At 58.5% G+C, this 22607-nt stretch carries 19 protein-coding genes; 4 read left to right on the top strand and 15 right to left on the bottom strand.

Going from position 1 to position 22607, the window contains the following annotated elements:
• Nucleotides 1–315: 315 nt before the first annotated feature.
• The gene (locus LAP85_12870; GenBank protein ID MBZ5497288.1) at nucleotides 316–1233 is read right to left on the bottom strand and encodes a PIG-L family deacetylase; all 918 of its coding nucleotides are present in this window, start codon (nucleotides 1231–1233) and stop codon (nucleotides 316–318) included.
• Complete coding sequence (locus LAP85_12865; protein ID MBZ5497287.1) at nucleotides 1230–2306, bottom strand: GNAT family N-acetyltransferase; 1077 nt, start codon at nucleotides 2304–2306, stop codon at nucleotides 1230–1232. The genes LAP85_12870 and LAP85_12865 overlap by 4 nt, the downstream gene beginning before the upstream one ends.
• Before the next feature lie 548 nt (nucleotides 2307–2854).
• On the opposite strand from LAP85_12865, the gene LAP85_12860 reads away from it, so the two are divergent.
• Nucleotides 2855–3712, top strand: a complete 858-nt coding sequence (locus LAP85_12860) for a hypothetical protein (protein ID MBZ5497286.1) — start codon at nucleotides 2855–2857, stop codon at nucleotides 3710–3712.
• 165 nt (nucleotides 3713–3877) lie between these two features.
• On the opposite strand, the gene LAP85_12855 is transcribed toward LAP85_12860, so the two are convergent.
• From LAP85_12855 to LAP85_12815, 9 genes are all read right to left on the bottom strand, one after another.
• Entirely contained in the window at nucleotides 3878–5062 is a 1185-nt protein-coding gene (locus LAP85_12855) for an amidohydrolase family protein (protein MBZ5497285.1), read from the bottom strand.
• Nucleotides 5063–5065: 3 nt separating this feature from the next.
• The gene (locus LAP85_12850; GenBank protein ID MBZ5497284.1) at nucleotides 5066–5737 is read right to left on the bottom strand and encodes a class I SAM-dependent methyltransferase; all 672 of its coding nucleotides are present in this window, start codon (nucleotides 5735–5737) and stop codon (nucleotides 5066–5068) included.
• A 3-nt stretch (nucleotides 5738–5740) separates the two neighbouring features.
• The gene (locus tag LAP85_12845; protein MBZ5497283.1) at nucleotides 5741–7219 is read right to left on the bottom strand and encodes a cobalamin-dependent protein; all 1479 of its coding nucleotides are present in this window, start codon (nucleotides 7217–7219) and stop codon (nucleotides 5741–5743) included.
• Entirely contained in the window at nucleotides 7216–8028 is an 813-nt protein-coding gene (locus tag LAP85_12840; protein MBZ5497282.1) for a class I SAM-dependent methyltransferase, read from the bottom strand. The genes LAP85_12845 and LAP85_12840 overlap by 4 nt, the downstream gene beginning before the upstream one ends.
• Nucleotides 8025–9461: a B12-binding domain-containing radical SAM protein gene (locus LAP85_12835; GenBank protein MBZ5497281.1), complete on the bottom strand. Its 1437-nt coding sequence runs from the start codon at nucleotides 9459–9461 to the stop codon at nucleotides 8025–8027. The genes LAP85_12840 and LAP85_12835 overlap by 4 nt, the downstream gene beginning before the upstream one ends.
• 25 nt (nucleotides 9462–9486) lie before the next feature.
• Entirely contained in the window at nucleotides 9487–10905 is a 1419-nt protein-coding gene (locus LAP85_12830; GenBank protein ID MBZ5497280.1) for a B12-binding domain-containing radical SAM protein, read from the bottom strand.
• The gene (locus LAP85_12825) at nucleotides 10905–12401 is read right to left on the bottom strand and encodes a B12-binding domain-containing radical SAM protein (protein ID MBZ5497279.1); all 1497 of its coding nucleotides are present in this window, start codon (nucleotides 12399–12401) and stop codon (nucleotides 10905–10907) included. Before LAP85_12825 ends, LAP85_12830 begins: the two co-directional genes overlap by 1 nt.
• Entirely contained in the window at nucleotides 12398–13408 is a 1011-nt protein-coding gene (locus LAP85_12820) for a radical SAM protein (GenBank protein ID MBZ5497278.1), read from the bottom strand. The genes LAP85_12825 and LAP85_12820 overlap by 4 nt, the downstream gene beginning before the upstream one ends.
• A gap of 122 nt (nucleotides 13409–13530) precedes the next feature.
• Nucleotides 13531–14460 carry a hypothetical protein gene (locus LAP85_12815; GenBank protein ID MBZ5497277.1) on the bottom strand — a complete coding sequence of 310 codons (930 nt, stop codon included), beginning with the start codon at nucleotides 14458–14460 and terminating at the stop codon, nucleotides 13531–13533.
• A gap of 83 nt (nucleotides 14461–14543) precedes the next feature.
• Between LAP85_12815 and LAP85_12810 the strand changes: the two genes are divergently transcribed.
• Nucleotides 14544–15653, top strand: coding sequence for a glycosyltransferase (locus tag LAP85_12810; protein MBZ5497276.1), 1110 nt, complete (start codon nucleotides 14544–14546; stop codon nucleotides 15651–15653).
• 49 nt (nucleotides 15654–15702) lie between these two features.
• On the opposite strand, the gene LAP85_12805 is transcribed toward LAP85_12810, so the two are convergent.
• The 4 genes from LAP85_12805 to LAP85_12790 all read right to left on the bottom strand — a co-directional run bounded on the left by LAP85_12805 (nucleotide 15703) and on the right by LAP85_12790 (nucleotide 20305).
• A complete protein-coding gene (locus LAP85_12805) occupies nucleotides 15703–16824 on the bottom strand; it encodes a glycosyltransferase family 4 protein (GenBank protein ID MBZ5497275.1) in 1122 nt (373 codons plus the stop codon).
• Nucleotides 16821–18533: an O-antigen ligase family protein gene (locus LAP85_12800; protein ID MBZ5497274.1), complete on the bottom strand. Its 1713-nt coding sequence runs from the start codon at nucleotides 18531–18533 to the stop codon at nucleotides 16821–16823. The genes LAP85_12805 and LAP85_12800 overlap by 4 nt, the downstream gene beginning before the upstream one ends.
• Before the next feature lie 31 nt (nucleotides 18534–18564).
• Nucleotides 18565–19602, bottom strand: a complete 1038-nt coding sequence (locus tag LAP85_12795) for a glycosyltransferase family 9 protein (GenBank protein MBZ5497273.1) — start codon at nucleotides 19600–19602, stop codon at nucleotides 18565–18567.
• Between the two features lie 226 nt (nucleotides 19603–19828).
• On the bottom strand, nucleotides 19829–20305 hold the full coding sequence (locus LAP85_12790) for a hypothetical protein (GenBank protein ID MBZ5497272.1): 477 nt from the start codon (nucleotides 20303–20305) through the stop codon (nucleotides 19829–19831).
• A gap of 267 nt (nucleotides 20306–20572) precedes the next feature.
• On the opposite strand from LAP85_12790, the gene LAP85_12785 reads away from it, so the two are divergent.
• Both LAP85_12785 and LAP85_12780 read left to right on the top strand, forming a co-directional pair.
• Entirely contained in the window at nucleotides 20573–20944 is a 372-nt protein-coding gene (locus LAP85_12785) for a cupredoxin domain-containing protein (protein MBZ5497271.1), read from the top strand.
• Nucleotides 20945–21221: 277 nt separating this feature from the next.
• A complete protein-coding gene (locus tag LAP85_12780) occupies nucleotides 21222–22595 on the top strand; it encodes a hypothetical protein (GenBank protein ID MBZ5497270.1) in 1374 nt (457 codons plus the stop codon).
• Nucleotides 22596–22607: the final 12 nt, after the last annotated feature.

Genomic DNA, 22607 nt, shown 5'->3' with positions numbered 1-22607 from the left:
CTATGGTATGCACTATCGTTACAGATAAGTATTCGATATCGCTAACGATTCGAGGCTCAAAACGGCCCGGCTGCCCGATTTCAGGGCAATGCGGCTGGACGCGTTAGTCATTTCCAGTACCGTGGAAATCGAGGCTAGTGTAACTTGACGGGAAGAGGCTTGTCCCCATCAGATCCAACCCCTGACTCAGGTCTAGCGGGCACGGTCTTGAACCCGTAATCAGATCCCGGTTTTTGTGCGCCTGGGCGCACCCAAGACGTGGGTCGCGGCTGCCAGACTCAACCCGGCTCATGTCTCCCAACATCGCCCCGATTTTCATGTGTCGCAGGGTGCGTCAAGGCGCATGAGGGAACTTTCCGAGATTTTCCTCAGATGCATGCGCTCCGGTATGCCAGAAATGTAAGCCAGCGGATCGCTGAACGAACGATATCGAATGCCGCGAAAGCGGGCGGTATTCCACTGGTCGGGTGGACTACAGTGAAGCCGGCAATAAGCTCCAGCGGGCATCTGCCAGTACTCCTCGCCGTATTTCCTGAAACCATAGAGCAACGCGCTGTAACGCCGCATTCGGACGGCACGGCCGAGATTTGCGGATTGGCTCGCGTAGACATTCAGTGCTGCCTCGGCCTTCTCGCTCACACTCGAGCAGTCAACCACCTGGTTTGTGAGAATAGGAGTCAGAGGAACTTGAAGCTGGTACACACGCAGGATGGCATGGGACAGATCTATGCCCTCCCCGGAAAGCAGTCGAGCCAGACCATGCGCGACTTTATGATGCTCCGGATGAAAATCCACACGCGAAGGGGCATAGATGATCTGGGGTGAGACTTGTCGCAGCAAGTTGAGCAGCGGCGTGCGCAGCTGATCGAAAGTCCAGCCTCCCTCCATCAGTCCGAACCATTCGTAGCGGTTCACCCGCAAAGCTCCTGCAGCCGCTTGCGCCTCTTTCTCCCTCCGCCTTCTCATTTGCCCGGGATCGAGCCCACCCGCCCGGGACTTCGATCCGTCGGTGACAAAAGCCAGGCAGACCGTATCGCCGCTCATGATGTGCAATAGGATGGTTCCGGCACAGCCGACGGTTTCGTCATCCGGATGGGGCGCAATCACCAGGACCCGCCGGCCGCCCCCGGGCACGCATCGCGAGACGCGGGAGCGCACCACAGGTCGGATGGCGGCAAATCCCGCGTACCAGAGAACTTCGGCTACCGGATCCGATGCGGCCGCCAGTTTCAAATCACATCCCCTTCTGCGCCGGTCACAAACCAGCCGCCGGCTATCAGGTCGGAAATCGTGGATGAGTAGGGAATGACCGAAAAATCGAATCCGTGCCGCCCTTTCCAGAAAGCAGCCTGCAGGAATTGGCCGCACAGAGGTGAATCCGGCATCACGAGTGCCGCAAGGCTCCGTGCACCCCGCCCGGACACCTCATCAACGGCATGGCTCACAAGCGCTCTCAACGTGACCGTATCTTCCGGAGCGACGAAACAATCAACGATGGCGGCCCGCACCATGCCCGCTTCTTGTGCAATCCGAAAGACGATGTATCCCAGCGGTTGATCTTCACGGCTTGCCAGAATCAACTGTTGCTCCACACCGGGCATGTCAAGGTAGCGCCACTGTACCCAGGCGCGGTCCCGGATTGCAAGAATGCCGTAGGCGGAAGAAAGCCTCTCCCACAGCCGGTCAAACTGGCCGCCGGCACGCCGGACGCGCTCTAATCGGATCCTCCCTGCGGCGGAGCCGAAATCCGAATCCTGCTCTTTGGGAACGCGAATCCGGTTGAACAGTGAATCAGCTCTTGTCCAGATCCGCGTACCGGGAAGGCGGAATCGCTGTGCCAAAGAGGCGAACGGTCTGATCCAACGCTTCACCCAGAGGAGCCGGGCAACGGGCTGCCATCCGAGCCTTTCGCGCACCGAGCCCCAGCCGCCGTAATGGAACCCTATTTGGAACGGGGCTCCAGCCCGTCCCCAGACCTCATTGGCCCGTCGCCCCAGTGCTGACAGGATTCCCTGGCGGCGGTACCCGGGATGTGTCATTGCGTCACAACCATGGGGGATAAGGAACTCCCGGTCGCAAACTTTGAATCGGACGGGCGTCACTGCATAGTGGCCTACAATTTTGCCATCGGCCACTGCAACCCACTCATTTTCGGCTTGTGTCGGAAGAGAGCGCAGTTTCCACTCCCAGTACCCCTCGGCCACAAGGCGACCGAAGACGCTTCGAAACAAGCCCGTAACTCCTTGTTCATCGCCGGACTGAAAGCATCGGATTACCCAGGATGGCGTTTTGGATGAAGGGTTCACAGTTCGTGTCCCGGTTCATGCGCAGCGCAGTTTTTCACTCTGTCCGCCGGTGTTATAGCAATAGTATGAGTCGCAGCATATCTCATTTCGTGAGCAAATCCCGATCTCAATCGGCAGAGGGCTCTACTGAAAAACGCGAAGACCGATTGTCAGTCATTGAAATCCCGTTGCAGTCATAACATGTGCATGATAATTACCAAGGCTATTCCCTAGCGAGAATCAGGGTAAACCCTGAAATCGAAAAGTGGCGGGAAGCGGCTTCCGATATTTCCGCCCTCCAGTCTGCCGTCGAGAGCCTTGCCAATACATATGCCAAAGCGCTGTCGAGAGGCACTTATCAGGGAATTTTTCCATGACTGGAAGCGTCGATGTTCTGTTCAGCGAAGCCGGCATGCGCGAGAAACAACAGTGTCCATGCTTTATTTGTTCCTGATTCAAACGCTTGCAGGATTCCAGCTTCATGATGGGAAAATGGCAAACGCACTGGCGCACCAGTTGCAGGGTTTTTGAGAGGTGAGATGAACAAATAAGTCTGAAAGGGGAAAGACATGAATCGCATTGAGAAGTCAGTCAAAATCCTGGTAATTGCCCTGATGATCATGGCATTCCAGCAGACATCAGTGCCCAGGGCGGCGGCATTGCAGCAGCCGAGCGCCCATCATGACAACACTCCCGTGCAAACCGGTTACGCCGTCGTTACGCCCACCTCGGCAGCCACGGCAGGCCTCGTGGTCTTTGAAACGTTCGGCAAAAGGCGAGGCACCGACACCACCCAGGCCGGTGTTCTTCCTGCGAACATGACCATGCATGCCATCCTGGTTGTGAGCACAAGCGGCCGCCTCTCCCGCAATCTGGGAGTCGCCATTGCGAACCCGGGGCCCACGGCTGCCCACATTACGCTGTCATTGCGTGATGATGGCGGAGCAACCTTGGCAACGGAGACTCTTACGGTGAACTCACTGAACCAGACGGCCAAATTCGTCACGGAGCTTTTCAGTTCCCAGCCGTCCGTCCCTAGCGATTTGACCGGCACCCTGGACATCTCCTCGGATCTGCCGGTCGCAGTCATCGGCCTGCGTTTCCGGGGACAGAACTTCAGCACTCTCCCTGCCACCAACTTGTCGGTACCAACACCTGTCCCCGTGATCAGCCCGGGCATCGGTGGGCCCGCGGCAGTCATCCTTCCACAATTCGCCGCGAGAGGCGGATGGGAAACGGAGATTGTCCTTGCCAACACAGGAGCTTCAGCGATTACGGTCCGCGTGGATATCTTCGGACAGAATGGCCAGCCGCTGGTAGCAGATCTTAACGGGACGTCGGCAAGCAGTTTCGTAGGCATTAACATACCCGCTGGAGGAGTCGTGATCTTGGCGCCTTTGGACGAACACGGCGACAACGATTTTTGAACTCCACCCGACAGCACAGCTCTCCCTCGAGAAACGAGCAGAAAGAGGGGACATTCGTTTTTTCATGTGTCGGCGGTGACCCTGGCACCCGACAGGACGTGCGGAAAGTCGGAATGTCCCCTTTCCCGATGCAGTCCATCCCGGCCAGCTACCGAGAGGATGGATTCACAGCTCGAGTCCCGGTTCGTGGGCGGCGCAGTCTTTCATTCTGTTCGCCAGCGCTCTTGCCATCAGTTTCGCCTGCCCATCGATCCGCGCCTCCACCCACGGCACACGGGTAGCGGCAAACACCGGCGACATGTCGACATCGCCGACCTGCGCCCGGCCCCCCAACATAATCAGCCGGATCTTTGATCGGTCCGATGCCAGGATGGTATCCAAAGGCACTGACGAGGTGAGAGGAATAACTATGAGGTCCGCGGGAACGCCAAGCCGCAACGCGCCAGCGTCGGACAACTTCAACAGCGTTGCCGCGTCGACCGTTACCATGCGCAACAGGTCGGCCGCACTCACATAGTGATGCGTCGCGGCATAATTCATTTCAGTGAGCAGATCGCGCTCCCCGCTCAGGCGCGAGTCGGTTCCCAGCGCGACACGCCGGGCATCGGTGAACGCGGAAACATCGGCTGTAGCACCCAGAAGGAAATCGTTGGAAGAAGGACACCAGATCAGTGCCCCACCCCTGTGGATCAGCGTCGCCTGCTCTCTCTTTCCCAGCCCCACGCCATGAACAATCAAGGTGTTTGGCCCCACGCAATCCCAGCGGTCCAATTGGGAAAACTCGCCGGCAGCTGCGACGTCCGTACCCTCGGAGGCATGGATGATCCATGGCCAATCCTCGGGAGTCCTCCGGCATTCACGCTTGACCGCCTCGCCATCGATCAGCAGCGAGTGACTGAACCGGTAGCGGCGGACCACTCGGACGGGGAATCCGCGCCGCAATTGGCGATATAGCGGATTATGATGACAGACGGTTGTCACACCGCTGAGCAGGTTCTTGACAGCTCCCAATAGCAGCCGGTCCTTGAGGGGAATGGACATGGCGGCGGATAGGGTGGGATCTGTTTCGAAGTGAGGCTGAAAATCGGCGATCCAATCACGAGCATTGGCGTACTGATCCCGCCATTTCATGCGTGGAAAGTTGTTGAGCTCCAGGTGGTCATGTGCGTTGATGAGTCCCGGCAGGACGAGAGCATCGCCGAGTTTAATAACAGTGTCTTTCGGTTCAGGTGCGCAGTTCAAACCCGCAACCCGGCCTTCGGCGACTCGAAGCGAGGATAGGATTGTGCCGCCGGGGCCGTAGCCGTGCGCTTGCAGGAAGGTTATAGGGCGGGGTGGGAAGAACCGCATGGGTCAATCCGGTTTGCAGGCGCGAATGACCAGCACAGCCGGGCAGCCCTGCCATTCGCGCCCGAAATCAATGCGAGGCTCACGCACATCGTCAATTCTCAAACCGGCGGCCGCGCAGGCGGCTACGTGATCGGAGTAGAGGTGCGTGTAATGCGGAACCACATATTCTCGCCGGTTCTCGCCTCGGAAGGTCCTCTCCCAGCCCAGCCATGATCCGATAGGATGAAAGTCGGAATAGACGACTGTACCTTTTGGGGCCAACACCCGGCTGATCTCGAACAACGCACGCCGCAAATCCCTTATGTGGCCGACCGCCAGGCCACAGGTGACGATATCGAACTTGCCTGCGCGCAGGCTCAGCGAAAGCAGATCGGCTTGCACCAGATTTGCCGCATTGGCTCTGGCGCGCGCGAGCATGGGGGCCGATGCATCCAGTCCGACTATCGGTTGCGCTTTGTGCTGCATCAATATCTCGAGATACCGGCCGCTTCCACATGCCAGATCAAGCGCAGCGCGTCCCTCAACATCCGGCATCATCTCGAGAACGGCCTGCTCTTCCAGTGCCATCAATTGGTTATGAGCCCGTGCAGGGTAACTGGGTGCCCAGCGGGCATAGGCCTCGGCAACACTGAGTCGAGTCCGGCGAACAAACAGGCACTCCATCCAGTGAAACATGGGTCAAAAGCCCGCGGTCTCGGGGCGTTGATAGTGAAGGAGCTTTTGGAACACACGCAGCTCCACGGGGAAGCCATAGACTCCAGTATGATAGCGCCACGCGCTTGCCGCCCGGAGTAAGGCGCGGTGGCCTCCGTTCAGGCTCGCATTGGTCCGGGTTGGGTAGTATGCGTTGAGCACTTGTTCGAAATCCCTGATTTTGCGTCGCAACCCCTCTCGAAGCCAGGGCACACGGGCGTGACGCCGGCATGAAAACTCCATCCAATCTGCGCTCACCCACTCCTCCAGGGTTTCCGGAAAATCGAAACCGCCGGCCACAGCCGCACGATACAACTCCCCGTCGAGAGGGACTGGCGTGTAATTGTAGAGGATGATCTCACTCGCAGGATTCACTTTCTTGAGACGGCGGATAAATCCGAACGTATTGCGGACATCGGCCTCCGCATCAGGGGGATTCCCGACAACGAAAGAGAACTCGGGCACAACTCCATATTCCCTGGTTTTCGCGGCTATTTCGAGCGTCTGCGCGGGAGTCATGGAACCCCCTTTGCGCATGCGTTGAAGTGTCCCCGCAGTGGCTGATTCCGCCCCCATAAAAACCATTTTCAGTCCGGAGTCTCGCATGGAACGCCAGGTTGCCTCTGAATACTTCAGCAGGGTGTCGATTCGTGCCTCCCCCCACCAGGAGAGTCGCAGCGGGGCAATGCGCGCTGCAACCTCGGCAACACGGGCTTCGTGAGTGAAGAAATTGTTGTCATAGAACTCGATTGCGTTCACCTGCCAGCGTCTTACATAGAGCCTGGCTATTTCTGCGACCAACTCGGCCGGCTGCGGCAGCCAGCGCCCATCCACCATGTTTACGACCGCACAGAAGTTGCACTGGAAAGGGCACCCGTAACTTGAGTGGTGGCCCAGGGTGCGGGAGCCGAGAAATGTGCTCCGTACGTATTGGAGCATATCAATCCTGTGATAGGGAAACGGCGGCAAGGTTTCCGGGTGTGGAATCGCAGCCGGCGGATTTTCAATCACGGTCCCATTGCGGTCGCGATACGCCAGCCCATCCAAGGTTTTCAGGTCTCCATTGCGCTCGAGGAGATCCAGAAACTGCAGAAACACCAATTCACCGTGGCCTTGTATCACGCAGTCTACAGCCGGTGATCTCAAGCAAGAGGACGCATGGAGAGTCGGGAAGTATCCTCCCCAGACGACGGTCAACTGCGGGTATTCAGTTTTTAGCGCCCGGCACTCGGGGAAGGCTTGCAGCAGTTGCGGTCCCGGCATGACCGTGACCGCTAGAACGCCCGCTCCCTGACGTACCTGTTCGCGGACAAGACGCAAGGGCTCAGGCGAGGCATTCCCGTCGACAATGTTGTATTCGTATCGCCCTTCCAGAACCGCCCCAAGAGCCAGGAGAGACATGGGCAGAATTTTCTTGCCTGAAGAATTACTCCTGGGATTGTAAAGAATAATCCTGGGCTTCATCGGTGGTCTCGCGGCACAACAGTCGTACGTTCAAAGTCGAAGAGAATGTGGTCACCAAAGCGGCCGAAGATCCAGGTTGCTGCCGTGAGAGTTTCAAGCCGGCGCAGCAGGTGGTGGAGATGTCTCCGCCGCGTGATCGCCTCTTGGAGATAGGAAGGCGGCAGGAACACTCCCAGACCCAGCAGGCGCCGGAGCCTGAACTGGGGGCTGAAGATTCGCCGTAAAGTTCCGACAGATGGATACCATACGCCGATGCTCCCATTGCCGATGCGGGCCGCTCTTCCTCCCTGCAATCGTCTGCGGAAAGCAACCTGCGGCTGCAGGCGGAGCATGTACCAGAGTATCTCCCAAAAACACCAACGGCCCATCAAGACCATGATCAAATGCCCACCTGGCCTTATCCTTTGAGCCAGCATCCCTGCGAGAGGACCCAGATCCGAGACGCAGTTTAACCCTCCAAAATTGGACAGCGCCCCGTCAAACTTGAAGTCCGGCCAACCGGCGAAGGGGCTGGCAAGGTCCAACTGCAGGAACTCAATCTTGTCGGACATGCCGTGCAAAACGGCCTTGCGCCCCGCCGTTTCCAGCATTGCGGAAGAGCCATCCGTCGCCAGGACGCGTACTTTTCTGCCGGCCAGCCAGACTGCGTCCTCACCCGTGCCGCAGTTCAGTTCCAAAACATGAGCGCCCGGCTGAAAAATCCCTTGCAGATTGCGCCAGATGATCTGCCTCAATTCACGGCCGATCATGGTATCCGTGAAAGAGCCGTCGTAGCTTTCTGCGATTTCATCAAACGCCTGAAGGCTCATGATCGCACCGCCCCTTGCCTGTCTCGCCGACTGCCACGCGCGCCTCGATCCACCTCACGGTGCGTCATCACCATTCCCAGTCTGCCGACGAGCGTGGCAGCTGCCGCCTTGGCCAGTCGAAAAAGGTGGGGGCCTGTGTTGCGCTCTCGTTGCAGGGCGACTGAGTTCACTATCCAGCGGGTGGCAAAGGAATAGAATCGCCGGGAGTGGCGCCCGCGCACCCCGAGATCACGATCGGTCCGAAGCTCCCAGAAAGCGCCATCAAGAATCCGCTCATGCACTGTTTCGTAGTATTCCGTCCCCCTGATGGGATATGCCACCGTGGTCAGGAACGAGTCCGGAGCGCATTCTGTGATGAGATCCAGTGTAGCCTTCAGATCATTCGTATCTTCTCCTTCGTATCCCAGCATGACGAACATCCCAGTCTGAATTCCACGCCGCTTCAAGGCGCGAGCCACAGACCGGACTTGTTCGATCTTCACCCCTCGCCGCATCGCGTCCAGGATTCTCTGGGATCCCGATTCCGATCCCAGCCATAGGCGGCAGCATCCCATTTCCGACAGCTGGTCGATCACCTCTTCGTTGAGGCGGTCGGCGCGGGAAATGCACTCGAAAGGCACCCGGATCCCGCGCCGCTTCAGTTCGGCCGCATACTCGAAAAACCAAGGGTGGTGGATCGTGAACACGTCATCGGCATACCACAGCTGATCCGGCTTATATCGAGCCAGAATATGTTCCACCTCCGAAGCCACGCGTCGTGGCGAGCGTCGTCTATGCGTGTTCCCATAGACCGCGCGGCTGCACCACGTGCAATGATAGGGGCAGCCGCGCGCGCAAATTACGGATACCGAGCCCATGCCGTGATGTGCCCTCCACACACCAAGATACTCATCGATGTCGACGGCGTCGCGATCCGGATCGGGGAGTGAATCCAGATCCTCGATCAGGGGCCGGGGAGCCGTTCGAAAGACCGATCCGTTTTCGCGCCGAAAAGCGATGCCTGAGATCCGCTCAAGGGCGTGGCATCCGGATGTGGCGAGAACCGGCAACAGGTCCTCCAGCACCATTTCGCCCTCACCCAACACGATGACGTCAGCGCCGAGATCCAGATATTCGTTCAGATAGTTGACCGGTTCGGGGCCGCCCAGAATCACGACCGATCCGGCAGCCTTTGCGAGCTGGAGCATCTCGAGGACGGAAAACTTCGTCATGAGCGTACCATAGATGCCTACCGCCGCCGGATGCTCGTGCTCCAGGAGGGTTTTATATTCGGCAAGAGAACCGAAGGTTGCATCGTAGACGCGGGCGTGAAACCCCCGTTGCTTGAGGTACGCAGAGAGGTGCAGGATGCCCAGAGGCGGATACGGCTTCATGACCTTGAGTTCATGAGCATCCTCGTGAAGAAAATGGCCGTGCGTCAGCAGGATGTCCATCTTGTCTACCAGCTTTCAGTCGCCTTCAAGATTGCCTCTGCGCCGGCCGCATCATATCCAGGATCATCTTCTCCACCGGAAATCCATACCAGCGCCTGTGAATGCGCCAGCGACTGACCGCTCGCAACGGCCGGCGCAGGAGGGCGCGGTCACGGCCGAACGCGTATCGCTGATAGAACTTGAAGCGTTCGACTTGCTTCCAGCGTTCGTCGGTGACCCATTCTTCCCTTCCCCGTACGTAATCAAAGTCAGCCCAGGCTTCCAGGGTCTCGGCGAAGCGATACCCATCGCGCACCAGTTCCTCGGCTACTTGAGTACCGGGGTATGGACGGAAATAAAAGATCGACACCTCGAAGTCGGGGCTCATTGCGCGCAATTGCGCCGCCAGATCCAGAGTCTGCCGGACGCTTTCGTCTGATTCGCCCGGGAATCCGACGATAAAATTCAGGATCGCGCCAATGCCGTGGTGCGCGCACTTCGCCGCACTATCGAAGATCTGGGCAATCGAAATATCCTTGCGGATGCGCCGTAGCGTCTCCGGGGAGCCCGACTCCACGCCGATCATCACCCGCTTCAGGCCTGACTGCCTGCACAGTGCCAGAACCCGGTCATCCAACCTGGTACCCTGGTCCGAACGCATCGTCGCGGTCCACTGAGCCTCGAGGCCGTGTGTAAGAAATGCTTCCGCGATCGCCCCGACCCGCTCAGGGCTGGTGAAAAACGTCTCATCCTGAAACGACACCTCCTCGAAGCGGTAGGTGCGATGATGCGAGACAAGCTCGCGTGCCACGCGTTCGGAAGCGAGCCCATACCAGCCGCGCTTATAGAGATTCGGGTCGGCACAAAAAGAACAGCGAAAACGGCATCCCTGCGATGAGACGTAGTCAAACTGGCGTCTTCCTTTGCGCTGGAAGTACTGTTCGATGTCTGCAAGTTTGTAGTCGTGTTCCGGCAGTTCCTGGATATCGCGAAGAGGCCGAGGCGGGTTGACAAATGGAGTCTCCGCTCCCAAGCGGTAAGCGCAGCCGGCAACCCCGTCCAACGGTCTTCCGCATGCCAACCGCTCAACGGTCTCCGCAAAGGTCACTTCGCCCTGTCCAATTACAACCGCATCAATACTGGGTTCTGACAGGCATTGTGCCGGAAAGAGCGACGGGTGCCATCCCCCCCAGATGATGGGGAGCGAGGGCCTGAGGCCTTTGATCGCGCGCGACACGGCAAGAGCATCGCGAATCGGGGCACCGGTCAACACGGTTATGCCCAGGCACACGGCGTCATCGCCCAGGTGCCGCAGAAGCGAACGGACCGGGTCGGGTTCGAGGCGCCCATCCACGATAACCACCTCAAACTTTGACCGGGCAAGGGCCGAACCCACCGCAACCAGAGCAAGCGGCATGGTCCAGAAAACGGCACGCGGGTTATAGAGAACCACTCTCGGGCGCATCACATCTGCTCCGCAGCCAGTGAAGATGCCTCCGGTTGCTCCTCAAACCGGTCCAGACGCCACCGTTGCGCGTGCCAGTCGAGCCAGTGCTTCGGAACCGAAGCCAGCGCGCGCAAATATCCTGCCTGCAAGAAATGCCGGCGCCCGCTTGACGCCCTGACCTTCACCAGGGCCCTTCGCATGCGGAACTCGGCGTGAACCGCACCGTACAGCACACGGTAAAAGGCTTCGGGAAACGGTCCCTGGTATAGCATCGCGAGGTCGTCGCTATCGATCCAGTTCTGCTTGTGCCCTAACTGGTCACGGACGCGTTCATAGAACTTGGTTCCTGGCAGCGGGTATGAAACCGAGATCCCGATGTCGTCGGGCAGAAGCTCCCGGACCATCCGCAGCGTCAGATCGATGTCGGCGCGCGTCTCACCGGGATAGCCGAACTGCAGGAAAAAGCAAGCTTTGATCCCGGCACCGGCAAGGAGGCGCCGCGCCTGACAAATCTGCTCTGTCGTTGTTCCTTTGTCCATTGCATTGAGGATCTTTTGCGACCCGGACTCTGCGCCCAGCCACACGGTATCGCATCCCGCAGCTTTCAGGCCTGCAACGGTGGCAGGCAGCACGAGATCAGCGCGCATCTGGCATTTGAACGGCACGCTGACCCGCTTTCCCCGGAGAAGGCTTCCGTAGCGTTCCACCCAACCCGGCTCCAAGCCGAAGATATCGTCTGTAAACCAGATGTGATCCGGCTGATAAAGATTCAGCAGCCACTCGAGCTCCGCGGCAACGTTTTCGGGTGAACGCGAGCTGAACCGCTGGCCCCAGATCGGCTTCGCACACCAGTTGCAGCGATATGGGCAACCGCGCGTCGTCACCAGGTTCAGCGAGAAGTAGCCATGCCGCGCCCTCCACAGGCGCCGATACCGCGCTATATCCACGAGGTCCCAGGCAGGAAACGGGAGGTCATCCAGCCGGGTAAGGTGGGGGCGGCTCGGGTTACGTCGCACCTCGCTTTCATCCTCCCGCCAGACAAGTCCGGCTACATCTGGGATCGGTACCGGCTCTCGGCCTTCGAGCGCGTCTATCAACTGAACCAGCGTTTCCTCCCCCTCGCCCTGAATGATGTAGTCCGCACCATGATTCAGATATGCTTCGGCATGATCGGTCGCATCGCTCCCGCAAACGATCACGGTGCACAGCCTGCTTTTTGCCGCGCTTATCATGCGGAGCGCTGCCTCTCGCATGCGCGACAGACACATTTTGCTCAGATAGTTGAAATTATCCTCATACAGAACCGCGTAACGCGGCTGGTGGGTGTTGAGCGCGGCAGTCCACTCTTCTTCGCTGTCGGCGAGCATGGCATCGAAAAGTGCGACAGGGTGTCCGCGCCTGCGCAGGCAGGAAGCTGCATAGAGAGTCCCGAGAGGAGGATACGGTTGCATGGCGGCATACAGCTTGGGATCAAAGCGGAGGTAGTAGGACTGACCTAAGAGAATGCGGGTCATGATACCCCCAGCAATTCGCCAACACCCTTATAGGCCGGGCAAACACATCGCAAACACTCCTGCCTCCGGCCCAACCGCTGCTGGTGCCGGAGGTCTTTTCCGGCATGACAGTTCAAGGCTGCCGAGATACGGCCGCCGTCGAAACGCCCCGTGGAAGGAAGGAAAAAACAGGGTCTGAGCGATCCGTCCGTCTCGATCACCGCCGAGAATCGGGGAGCATTGCAGCGCACCGGCGGGAATGGCCGGTAGCCCAATAACGCCGCGAAGTAGTCGTGCATCAGGCGCAGCTTGCTCCCGGTTTCGATTATGTAGCCCAGCTCGAATTCAGCTGCGCACTCCTTTTCTGTTTCCCTGATCACCCGGCCGAACGTGTCGAGATCTTCCTCCCTGAGTGCCATCGATCGGTCGAATTCCCCGCTGCGGGCAAAAGCAGTATGCGTATTCACATCTACTGCAAGAAATGAGTGATGGCACCCCCCCCAGGAACGCGAGAGGCGGATCAGGGCAGGAATCTCGCGATAGTTCGCGCGTTGCACCGTGGTTCTGAAGGTCACGGGAACTTTACCGGCCAGCTTCCCTACCCCCTCCCTTACCAAGTCGAATCCATCGACGCCGCGAATCATCCGGTATGACTCCCCATTCGCTCCATCCAGCGAGACAAATAACTCATCGATGCAGCCTGCCACCGCACCGGCCTGACTGGAAAGCAGGATGCCATTCGTCGCCATGGCCACTTTGAGACCTTCAGCCCTGAACGTGGCCGCGATCGTTTCCCAACGGGGATGCTGCAGCGGCTCGCCCCCTGAGAGCAATATAAAGCGCGTGCCGAAGTGCGACAGTTCACCTGCCAGCTGCCGGACCAATTCCAATGAAATCTCTCCTTGTCCGAAACGCCAGTAGTCACAGCAATTACAGCGGGAATTACATTTATCAGTAAGATGAAGGATGGCCACCGGGAGCGCATGCAGCCGTTGGGAATGAAGATTCAGCAGGGTACGAAGATGCATTATTTCGCGCCTGATCTTAGGGCGTTCATTCGTCTGAACCAACGCCACCAGTATAAGGGTTTGAACCACGCTTAGGAAGGTTCGGAGTAGGGCATTTTTTCGGCAAAATCCCGCGGTGCGGATCAGGAACTCTCATGGACGTCGAGGTTATTTTCTTCAAGCCGACACTGGTATTCCGCTGATACAAGCGTACCGTGGTCGTCGAAATGACCCTTCACCTGGTGCCGGTTGAAGACGACGCTTCCTCCCACGGCGCTCAATGCGGTGAACTTACGGATCTTTCGCCGCATCTCCCAGGCTTCCAGCCGGTCGCCCAGCCGCCCAGAAAGCAGCCATTCGGCGACGTGCTTGAAACTCCGGGGAATAAATCCCGGGTGATATTCAGGCTCATGGTGAAGAGGGTGTTCTGCATTTGGCAGGTAGTGCCTGACCCACAAATTGGCAGCGCGCATCCGTTGGTAGACTGCGAATCCGGAAAGGGGGACCATCTGGACGAATTCATGCGCCACATACACCGTGCGCGGCTCCAAGGAGAGTGCTCCCTCGGATAAGACGAAGTTAGGGCAGAGCCTGGTCGCTGTGAGCTTGCCGGCATAAACGATCAGCACGGCAAAAGCCCGGGCCAGCCAAACTCTTGCCGGCGCCGTCACGATCAGGACATCGACGTCGTCGTGCTCATCGCTGTTGTCCATCGCCAGCGCACCGGTTACGGCAACCATTCTCACGAAGGGGAGGCAGCTTAACAGCTTGCCGTATAACCGGGCCATCCGCCAGAGCCGGCGCGAAGTGAGGTTCCTCGCACGCCGGCGGTTCACAAGGTCCTCTCGCCCCGGCATGGTGAAATAGCCATCCACCTGCACAATCTGGCCGTTGAGCCCGTGGGGTGAAGCCAGAATCGCCTCGACCTGCTCCCTGCAACCGGCTGTTTCGGCGAGATAGTGGACGACTTCGCCGATGGTCAGGGCGTAATCGAAGAGATCTGAATATAGAACAGTCTTGAGGATGGCGCGTTCCGCCTGCACCCTCGGGAGCGACTTCGGTATCTGTTGCATGGCTTCCAGTGGTGACATTCTAAACTGGAAAAAGGCGGACCGCCCGTGAGAAACTACCTGCCTTGGGCGGGACAGAGATTTCAATGAGGGTTGCTCTGGTTCACGATTACCTGAATCAATATGGCGGCGCCGAGCGTGTGCTCGAAACCCTCTTGGATCTTTTCCCCGGCGCTCATATTTACACCCTGCTTTACAGCCCGGAGAGCACTTCCAGGCGCTTCCAAAAGAGCGTGTATAAGACGAGTCTCCTGGACTTCCCGCTGGCCAGGCATCATCACCGGTTGTTTATCCCTCTCATGCCCTGCGCGGTCAGAAGCCTGGCAGTTCCAGACCAGTATGATTTGATCCTTTCCGACAGCGCCGGCTATGCTAAAGGAGTACCACATCACAGTGGCACTTTCCACCTGTCCTATTGCTATACTCCGCTACGGTATGCCTGGGAAATCAATACCTACTTTGCGAACCCGGTGTTCAAGACAGTTTTCAAACCGGCGTTCGCCTACCTGAGGCACTGGGATTTCAGGGCGGCGCAAAAGCCGAATCAGTTGTTGGCAGTCTCCGGTTTTATCGCGGAAAAGATCCGGAAAAACTATGGCCGCACGGCCACGGTGCTCTACCCACCCGTCGACCACCGGAAATTTTTCTTCGACAGTCTGTTTCAGCCGGCACCGGATCGTCCTCACTATTACCTCGCCGCCGGACGCCTCCTGCATTACAAAAAGTTTGCACTTCTGGTCGAAGCCTTCCTGGAACTGGGATCCGATCTCTGGATCGTCGGCACAGGGCCCGAGATGCCCCGGATCCAAGCGCTGGCAGCCGGGTCCAAGAACATTCGTTTGATTCACAATGTGAGCGACGGCCAGTTACGAGCACTCTACAGCGGCGCCAAGGCCTTTCTTTTCCCACAGGTGGAGGATTTCGGTCTGGTGGCCGCCGAGGCCCAGGCATGCGGGACTCCCGTGATAGCCTTTGCCAGGGGGGGTGCACTGGAGATAGTGCAGGAGGACCGAACAGGCGTGTTTTTTCACGAACAGAGCGTAAGCAGCATCGTTGACGCCGTCCGCAGATTCGAGCAGATGGATTTTGACCGGCAGCAGGTAGCACGCTCGAGCAGGAGATTCACCGTCGAGCAGTTCTGCGAAGGCATTCTCCAGGCTGTCCCCTCTGAGATAAGGTTGAAGCACCAGAGCTGAGCCTGACGGCAAACCGGAGATCCGGCTCGTGTGTCCCGCCTGAGGGTCGCTAGGGAACAGCCATCCCATAGACAGCAGCCGTCTCTTCCGCGGCTCGAGCCCAGGAGAATTGAGCGGCGCGCGCTAACCCTGCCGCACGAAGCTCCGCGCGGAGGGACTCCTCGGTCACCAGGCGGAGCATCCCTTGCTCGATCTCATCCTCACTGGATGGATCGACGAGAAGTGCAGCCCCCTCACCCACCTCGGCCATCGATGACCGGTTGCTGGTCAGCACGGGGGTGCCGCAGGCCATGGCTTCGACTATGGGCAATCCAAATCCTTCATAGAAAGATGGGAAAGCCACCGCCCGTGCCAGGTTATAGATGGCGGGCAAATCCCGGTCAGGCACGTAGCCTAACAGCCTTACCGTATCCTTCAGGCCGCTCTGTTCAATCTGTCGCAAGAGCGGCCGGTATCGCCATCCGAGTTGTCCCGCCAGGATCAACTGCTCCTTTCTCCCGCGTCGCCGCAGTTTTGCCAAGGCCTTGATCAGCCCGGACAGGTTCTTGCGCGGCTCGACCGTGCTTACCGCAAGGAAGAATGGGGTGTCCAACCGGTACTTCCGCCGTGCCCGCTCCAATTCAGCGGCATCTTCGATCATGCGATACTCGTCAGCCGCGGCAGCATACACGACATGCACTTTTTGAGCTGGCACCTTCAGCACACGCAGGATGTCTCGCCGGGCACTGTGAGAGATCGTGATGATGGCGGATGCTTTCCTGGCCACATACGGGAGGATGGAACGTACCGACAAAAGGCTCTTTCGGGGTTGGAGTCGAGGAAAAAGGAAAAGGCACATGTCATACACTGTGACGACGAAAGGACAGGAGAGTGCCAGGGGCGCAACAGAGTTGGTAAAGTGGCACAATCGGGGATGAAGCCGCGCCACGATCCGCGGGAGAACGAGCTGGACCCACAACGACCTGTTCGGGAAGTGCCGCTGGGGTGGGATTACCACGCCTTGAGGAATGCGGCCCGCGGGCGGTCTGCTCGTCAAGAGGGCGTAGCGCCATCCGCCGCGCTGGACGAGGCCTCCCAGCAATTGCGCCGTATAGTGCCCCACACCTGACCTGTTGCGCAATTCCAGCGCTGTTGCCTCAAAACCGACCAATCCTCTCTCACCGGAGATCATCGCGGTCTTTCTCCGCCTTGCCCCAAACCCAATATGATGCCGACCAATATCCAGAACTGCCCGTATGTGGAGCTGAATGCGAGAAAGTAGTCCACCAGGCCGTGGAGGCAATAGGCAGCCAGCGCCGTCCCAATTCCAACAAGTAGTAATCTATCTTCGGGGAGTCTTGACCCGATCCAGGCCTTCCGAATCCAAACGACGAGAGAGAGTAACACGGCCACTAGAGCCAATGTCCCCAGCAGGCCGACGTTTGCGAGTGTCTCGAGATAGAGGTTGCCGGCATAAACGCGATCGTCAGAATGCTTCAGGCCCAGGACGGAGCCGTAAAGGCGGCGGAAGTTATCCGGTCCCACCCCAAGGAAAGGCCTTTGCAGCCACATTTGCAGGGCCGCACGCCACAAATCCATTCGCACCGGCGCTGAGGGCAAGGGCAATGCGAGCGGTGGAGGACGGTCCGGCAACACCCTGGCAATAGGTGAAGGAACGACCTGAACTCTCATCTGTGCTTTGCCCGGTCCGAAAACGCTGAACCAAGCTACGTCTTCCTGCAGCATATCCCATTGCAAGGTGTAGCTGCCCGGCCTCTCGGGAGCTTTGATCCAAGGCTCTACCTTCACCGTAGCGCCCGGCTCTACGTCCGAGGGCAACTCAGAGCGGGCACCTCCCCAGATCAAAATGTTTTCAGCCGCGGGATCCAGCCAGTGGTAACTAACAGCTACCGACTGTCTGCCCCGTGCTCGCCATTTCATTCGGCCGCTGTTTCGGATGGCCAGCGGCACCCTCACCGTGGTTCCCGCCACCAGCGCCAGGCGCTCCGGGAGATCCCGGTAGTCTGCACGATACCAGTCTGAGACGGCGAGAGTTGTCAGACGCAGTACGAGCAGTTCGTTACTCGCCGCGTGGACCATGAGCAGCAAAAACATGGAAACGAGAACGGCGACGGCAAGCGATGGCAAACGAACAGCTGATCTTCTGCAAATAATCAGCAGCGCTGCCAGGGTAAAGATGGCTATGAGGATGCCCGCACGACTGGCAGCGAGAAGGATGCCCTCGATCAGGACGAACGAACAGACCGCCCCAGTCCACCACCATCGTCGAGCAAACCTTCGAGAACCCCACCAAAGCGGGACTGCCAGCGCCAACGGCAGCGAGGCCTCCCAATACATTGAAGCGATATTGGCATACTGAAATGTGCCGCTGGCGCGGAGGAAGCTGCCGATGTGAGAGGATTCTGTCTTAAAATTTCGCAGGAAGACTGCAGCACCTGGCACCCATGTTTCGGCTTGCGCGGCGGCAGCCGACAAGCACGAACCAGCCAAAAGCGCGAGCCCCACGCGGGCTGCAGATCGAGGCGTGCGGACAAAGTCGGCGGCGGCGAGGCATAGGACACAACCTCCCAGGCCCCGGAGCGCGAATTTCAACGCCTCGGCCCTGTGCGATGGGGCCAGTAGAGCGGAGAGGATCAGGACTGCCGCCCAGACTCCCACGGCCGTGTGCGCGGCCGTCCAATGCGGGCGGTGGCCCGCCAGCCAGGCTGCGCCCCATAATCCCATAGTCAGGTAAAGGACGATCTCAACGCTGGTGATCCCGAGCGGCCCGACATGCATGATCGGCGTCTTTAGTTCGAAGGGGAGGATGGCCGCAGACATCAGCAGCAAGGCAAAGCCGGCAGTTCGCACGCGATCGAGTTCTTCGGTCAAGCGGATCATAATTGAGGCCTTCCCGGCGAACTCGAGAGCTTCATGAACCCCTCTCCGCCTCCCGCGCGAGTTGCAGAATCGTAGCAGCCGAGTGGCGGCTGAGGCAATGCACATCGCCGAACCTGCAGGTAGCCTCCATGCAAGCCCCGCAGGGCAGATCCTCAGAGGCGACGTAGCGACTCCACTTGCCCAATGGACGAGTCCAATCACTGCGTGTCGAGCCGAACAGCGCGACGGTGGGAATTCCGGATACCCATGCCATGTGCAGCAGTCCCGAATCCTCGCTGATCACCACCGAAGCATGCTGCAGGACACCCAGCGCTTCTGCAAGGGTCGTCCTGTTTATCAGACTGATGGCGCGGCGTGCCAGTTTGCCCGAAAGGTAGCTGACCCTATCATCAATTCTGCTAGTGCCCAGGAACAGGAATCGAACCGGTTCGATGTCGGACCAGAGGTTCGCAAGCTCTTCCCAGCACGGCAACGGCCAATTCCTCGTCACCCACAAGCCCGCCGGATTCAGTATCACCAGCTTCGTCTTCCCGTCCCATCCGCACTCCTGCAGAATCCGGAGAGCTCGTTCCATTGTCTCTGCCTTCAGGTCCAGCTCAAACACAGGTTCCAGATCAGAAAAACCGGTCTGATGAAAAGTGTCGATGACCCGTTCCAGGGCGTGTCGTGGCGAAAACCGGTCAAATTCTCCCCAGGCACGGGGACGGGCAATGCGACGGATGAATCGGCTGGCCCGATGCCTCTGCAGGTCTATGATGACATCGTAATGCTCGCCGCGCATTCTTGTGCCTTGTGTCAGTACCCGCCAGGCACGTATCCACCGTCTTCTGCTTTGGGCCAGAGAGTGGACGCGGTCAAAGAGCCGGATTGCCCGAGGAATCCCGAGGCAGGCATCGGAGGTCAGAAGGTCAATACGCGCGTCCGGGAACATCTGCCTCAGGGCAAAGCAGGCCGGCAGTGTGACGACTACGTCGCCAATTGCCTGCAGCCTGATCACAAGGATTTTCCCCGGCACGCTTGCGCTGATCCACGGGGAAAACGAGCGGGACTCTTCGATTTCACACTTCATTCCAGGACACGATTCCCAGCCGATAAGTGGGACAGTTCACAGCGTTGCCATCAGAGATTAGCAGCAGGAACCCGGCGCCGCAATCCTCGATATCTGCGTGACGGCTATGGGCAGGATTATCCCTGAGCGGTGCCGCGGCCATACGCCGTTCGCGCCGGCGCTTTTCACGGCAGGTTATCGAAAACCGCTCGTGTCAGCCGGTCTGGATTCGTTGCGCTGCGGGCCGTCAATGAAAGCCGGGGAAGGTATCCGCTCCCCATAGTTCCTTTCCGCCGAGGTGTCCGCCAAGTCCCCAGAGCAGCGCCAGAAGCACTGCCAAAAGCGCAATAACGTACTTGTTCGGATCCCGGCCGCGCAGCCGGGCAAGCGCCAGAATGGCGAGGATGACAGCAACCACGAAACCGGAGATGCCCAGCATTTGATGGAACCAGATGCGTGTGTTTGCCGGTATGTGGTCGACGATGAAACCATTTTGAATATACGGTTTCCCTTCCTCATTGAGTCTTCCCTTGGCCGCGGCAATCCCTGTGACCACGGTAGGGAGGACCGTCAAAAATGCAGTGATTGAAAGGGCAGCCCAAGCCCAGACGATTTCCCTTCTGAAAACAAACAACGCTACGAACGCGGCAATTGCTGCCAGGATGGCAGCAGCGATGGGCAGATGCGTCATTGCCGAGTGATTCTGCGCCAGAAAAAGCAGCATGCGACCCCCTTCCGACTGAGTGTCGAAGTCCTCTGTGGTAATTTCGGCAAAGCACCCTTCTCAACGATCCATGCCAGCTATCATGCCATCTTTCAATGGAAGGTGGAAGTCAACTCCACGCCATCAGCGACTCATGATCACGGACGTCCGGCCATCAGGTGGATTCCGACGAATTGACCCCACGGCGCGTGGTACAATTTCCTGCGATGAGCACTCCAGAAAGTGGTTCGGATGGCCTTTAGGATCAATTCGGAATCGGAGGATGTCGTGAGAAAAGTCTCCATCGTCAGCGCGTTTGCAGTTCTGGCTCTGATTGCACTAGCGTCAGCCATCCGCGCGCAGTCTTCCACTGCAGGTCAAATAACCAAAGAAGTCCAGATGACAGCCAAGAAGTACGAATTCTCGCCCAGCACAGTGGAAGTCAACGTGGGCACGCGGATCATCTTCAAAATAACCGCTCTGGATCGCGAACACGGCTTTGAGATCCAAAACGTCAAAAACAGCTGTGTTCAAATCAAAAAGGGAGAAACCGTCACCGTGGAGTATCTGGCGGAAAAAGCCGGAACAGTGGAATTCAAATGCTGCGTGTTTTGCGGTACCGGTCACCGCGGGATGAAGGGGAAAATCATAATTCATTGACGGGCTCACTCTCGGCTGTCTGGTCTTTTTCGTTCCTCGTTTCCAATGATGTTTGTTTAGAAGCTGACCCTCAGGCCCGAGCGACGCGCACGCGGAATCTCGATATCCGTGGGCCGGCCCCGGGAGAAAAACGGGTCTGACACTTTGATTAGACTTTTTGCATCGATGGGCGTTCTTATATCTTATGAGCATTGTGAACGGCATTCCAACGGGCCGGGCTGAAAAACCTCAGGATGTCCCAGGGAAGCACTGCAAGCCGGCGGTGAGACTTATTGTGGTGGCATTTGGTCTACTGGTCACCCTCCCGGTGAGAGCCCAGACGACGACTGCGCTGGTGATCCATAACCTGGCCCTGGATCACGAAAAGCACACGGTTGATTTCGAAGCCGTGAATCAATCGGACAAACCGGTCCGGTCGTGGCTGATGAGGGTCGCGATCAAGATGGAGATTCCTCCGGGCGAAACCTGGCCTGCCACCCTCGTGTTGACGTCGGAGGCCTGCACGCACGAAGCCGGAGCGCAACTGGCGCCGGGCCAGACCCGTTCCTGCTCGGCACACCTGGAGATCGGTGAACCGGACATCATTCTCCTCGAGGCCGACGCGAAAATCACGGCAGTGCTCTTCGAGGACGGAACCGCAGAGGGGGATCTCCATCTGCTCGATTTCATCATCAACGAAAGACGGATGCGCCTCGGCGCCCTGCAGTATTGGCAGGAGCGTTTTCAGGCGGCTCGCAAAGCCGCCAGTGCGATCGAACAAATAAGAGCCTTCGAGAAGATGCTTTTCAGCGCCGATCCTTTGATCCCTGACGAGCTCCTTTGCGACAGCACGGCGATGCGCGAGCGAAGGAATCTGCAATCCCTGGTTTCGAATCTGATCCAGGGGATCGAGAATCATGGATTCGATGCAACCGCAGCGAGTGCCAACCTTGCCGTAACGTTGCAGCAAAAGATCCAGGAAACACTCGCACAGAGCAGGTCTTTCCCTTCGGGAGAGCGGCCGTATGCTCCGCCCTTGGTCGTCGCACTCAAGCACCCGATTACCAACCTCACATCCGGCTTTCATCTCGTCAGGGCAGAGGAGGAAGGGGACAGCCTCGTGCGACTCGTCCTGCGGAATGGTTATGACAAGGAAATCGTGGAGTACGCCCTGACGCTGCGTCAACCAAACGACCTGATGTTGATTTCCAAGAGCTACCGTGAAGCGGTTGCCGGGCATGCAATCGCGCCCGGGACAGTAGCGGAGTTCAGGTATGATGCGCTCCTCGATACAGATCCCCCACTTGAAATCGCCTGCGTGATCTTCCGCGATGGCACCGCGGATGGCGATCCCGCCGCGATCCAGAAACTCAATGACACCTGGGCTGGCCGGCAGGCCGAGGCGGCGAGAGTTGTTCCATTGCTGCGGGCCATTGGGGTGCTGCCGGAGCCGGAAATGGCTGCGGCCACCGACAGGTTGATCGCCCACCTCGAGGCGCAAAATCCGGAGGAACCCGACGCCGATCGTTCAATTAGCCTTGTCATGGGCATGCAGAAAGAGCGTCAGATGCTCATCCGGGACCTGCAGCAACTCCGAAAGCAGAATCCGTCCCCGTACAAGGCGGAACTGATCGGCTTGACCGAGCGTTTGGCGCAGCGCTTGCGGAAGTAGCGCGAAATCTTC

It is taken from the genome of Terriglobia bacterium (genome assembly GCA_020072565.1).
GTDB lineage: Bacteria > Acidobacteriota > UBA6911 > UBA6911 > UBA6911 > JAFNAG01.
This window is presented reverse-complemented; position numbering and strand designations above follow the sequence as displayed.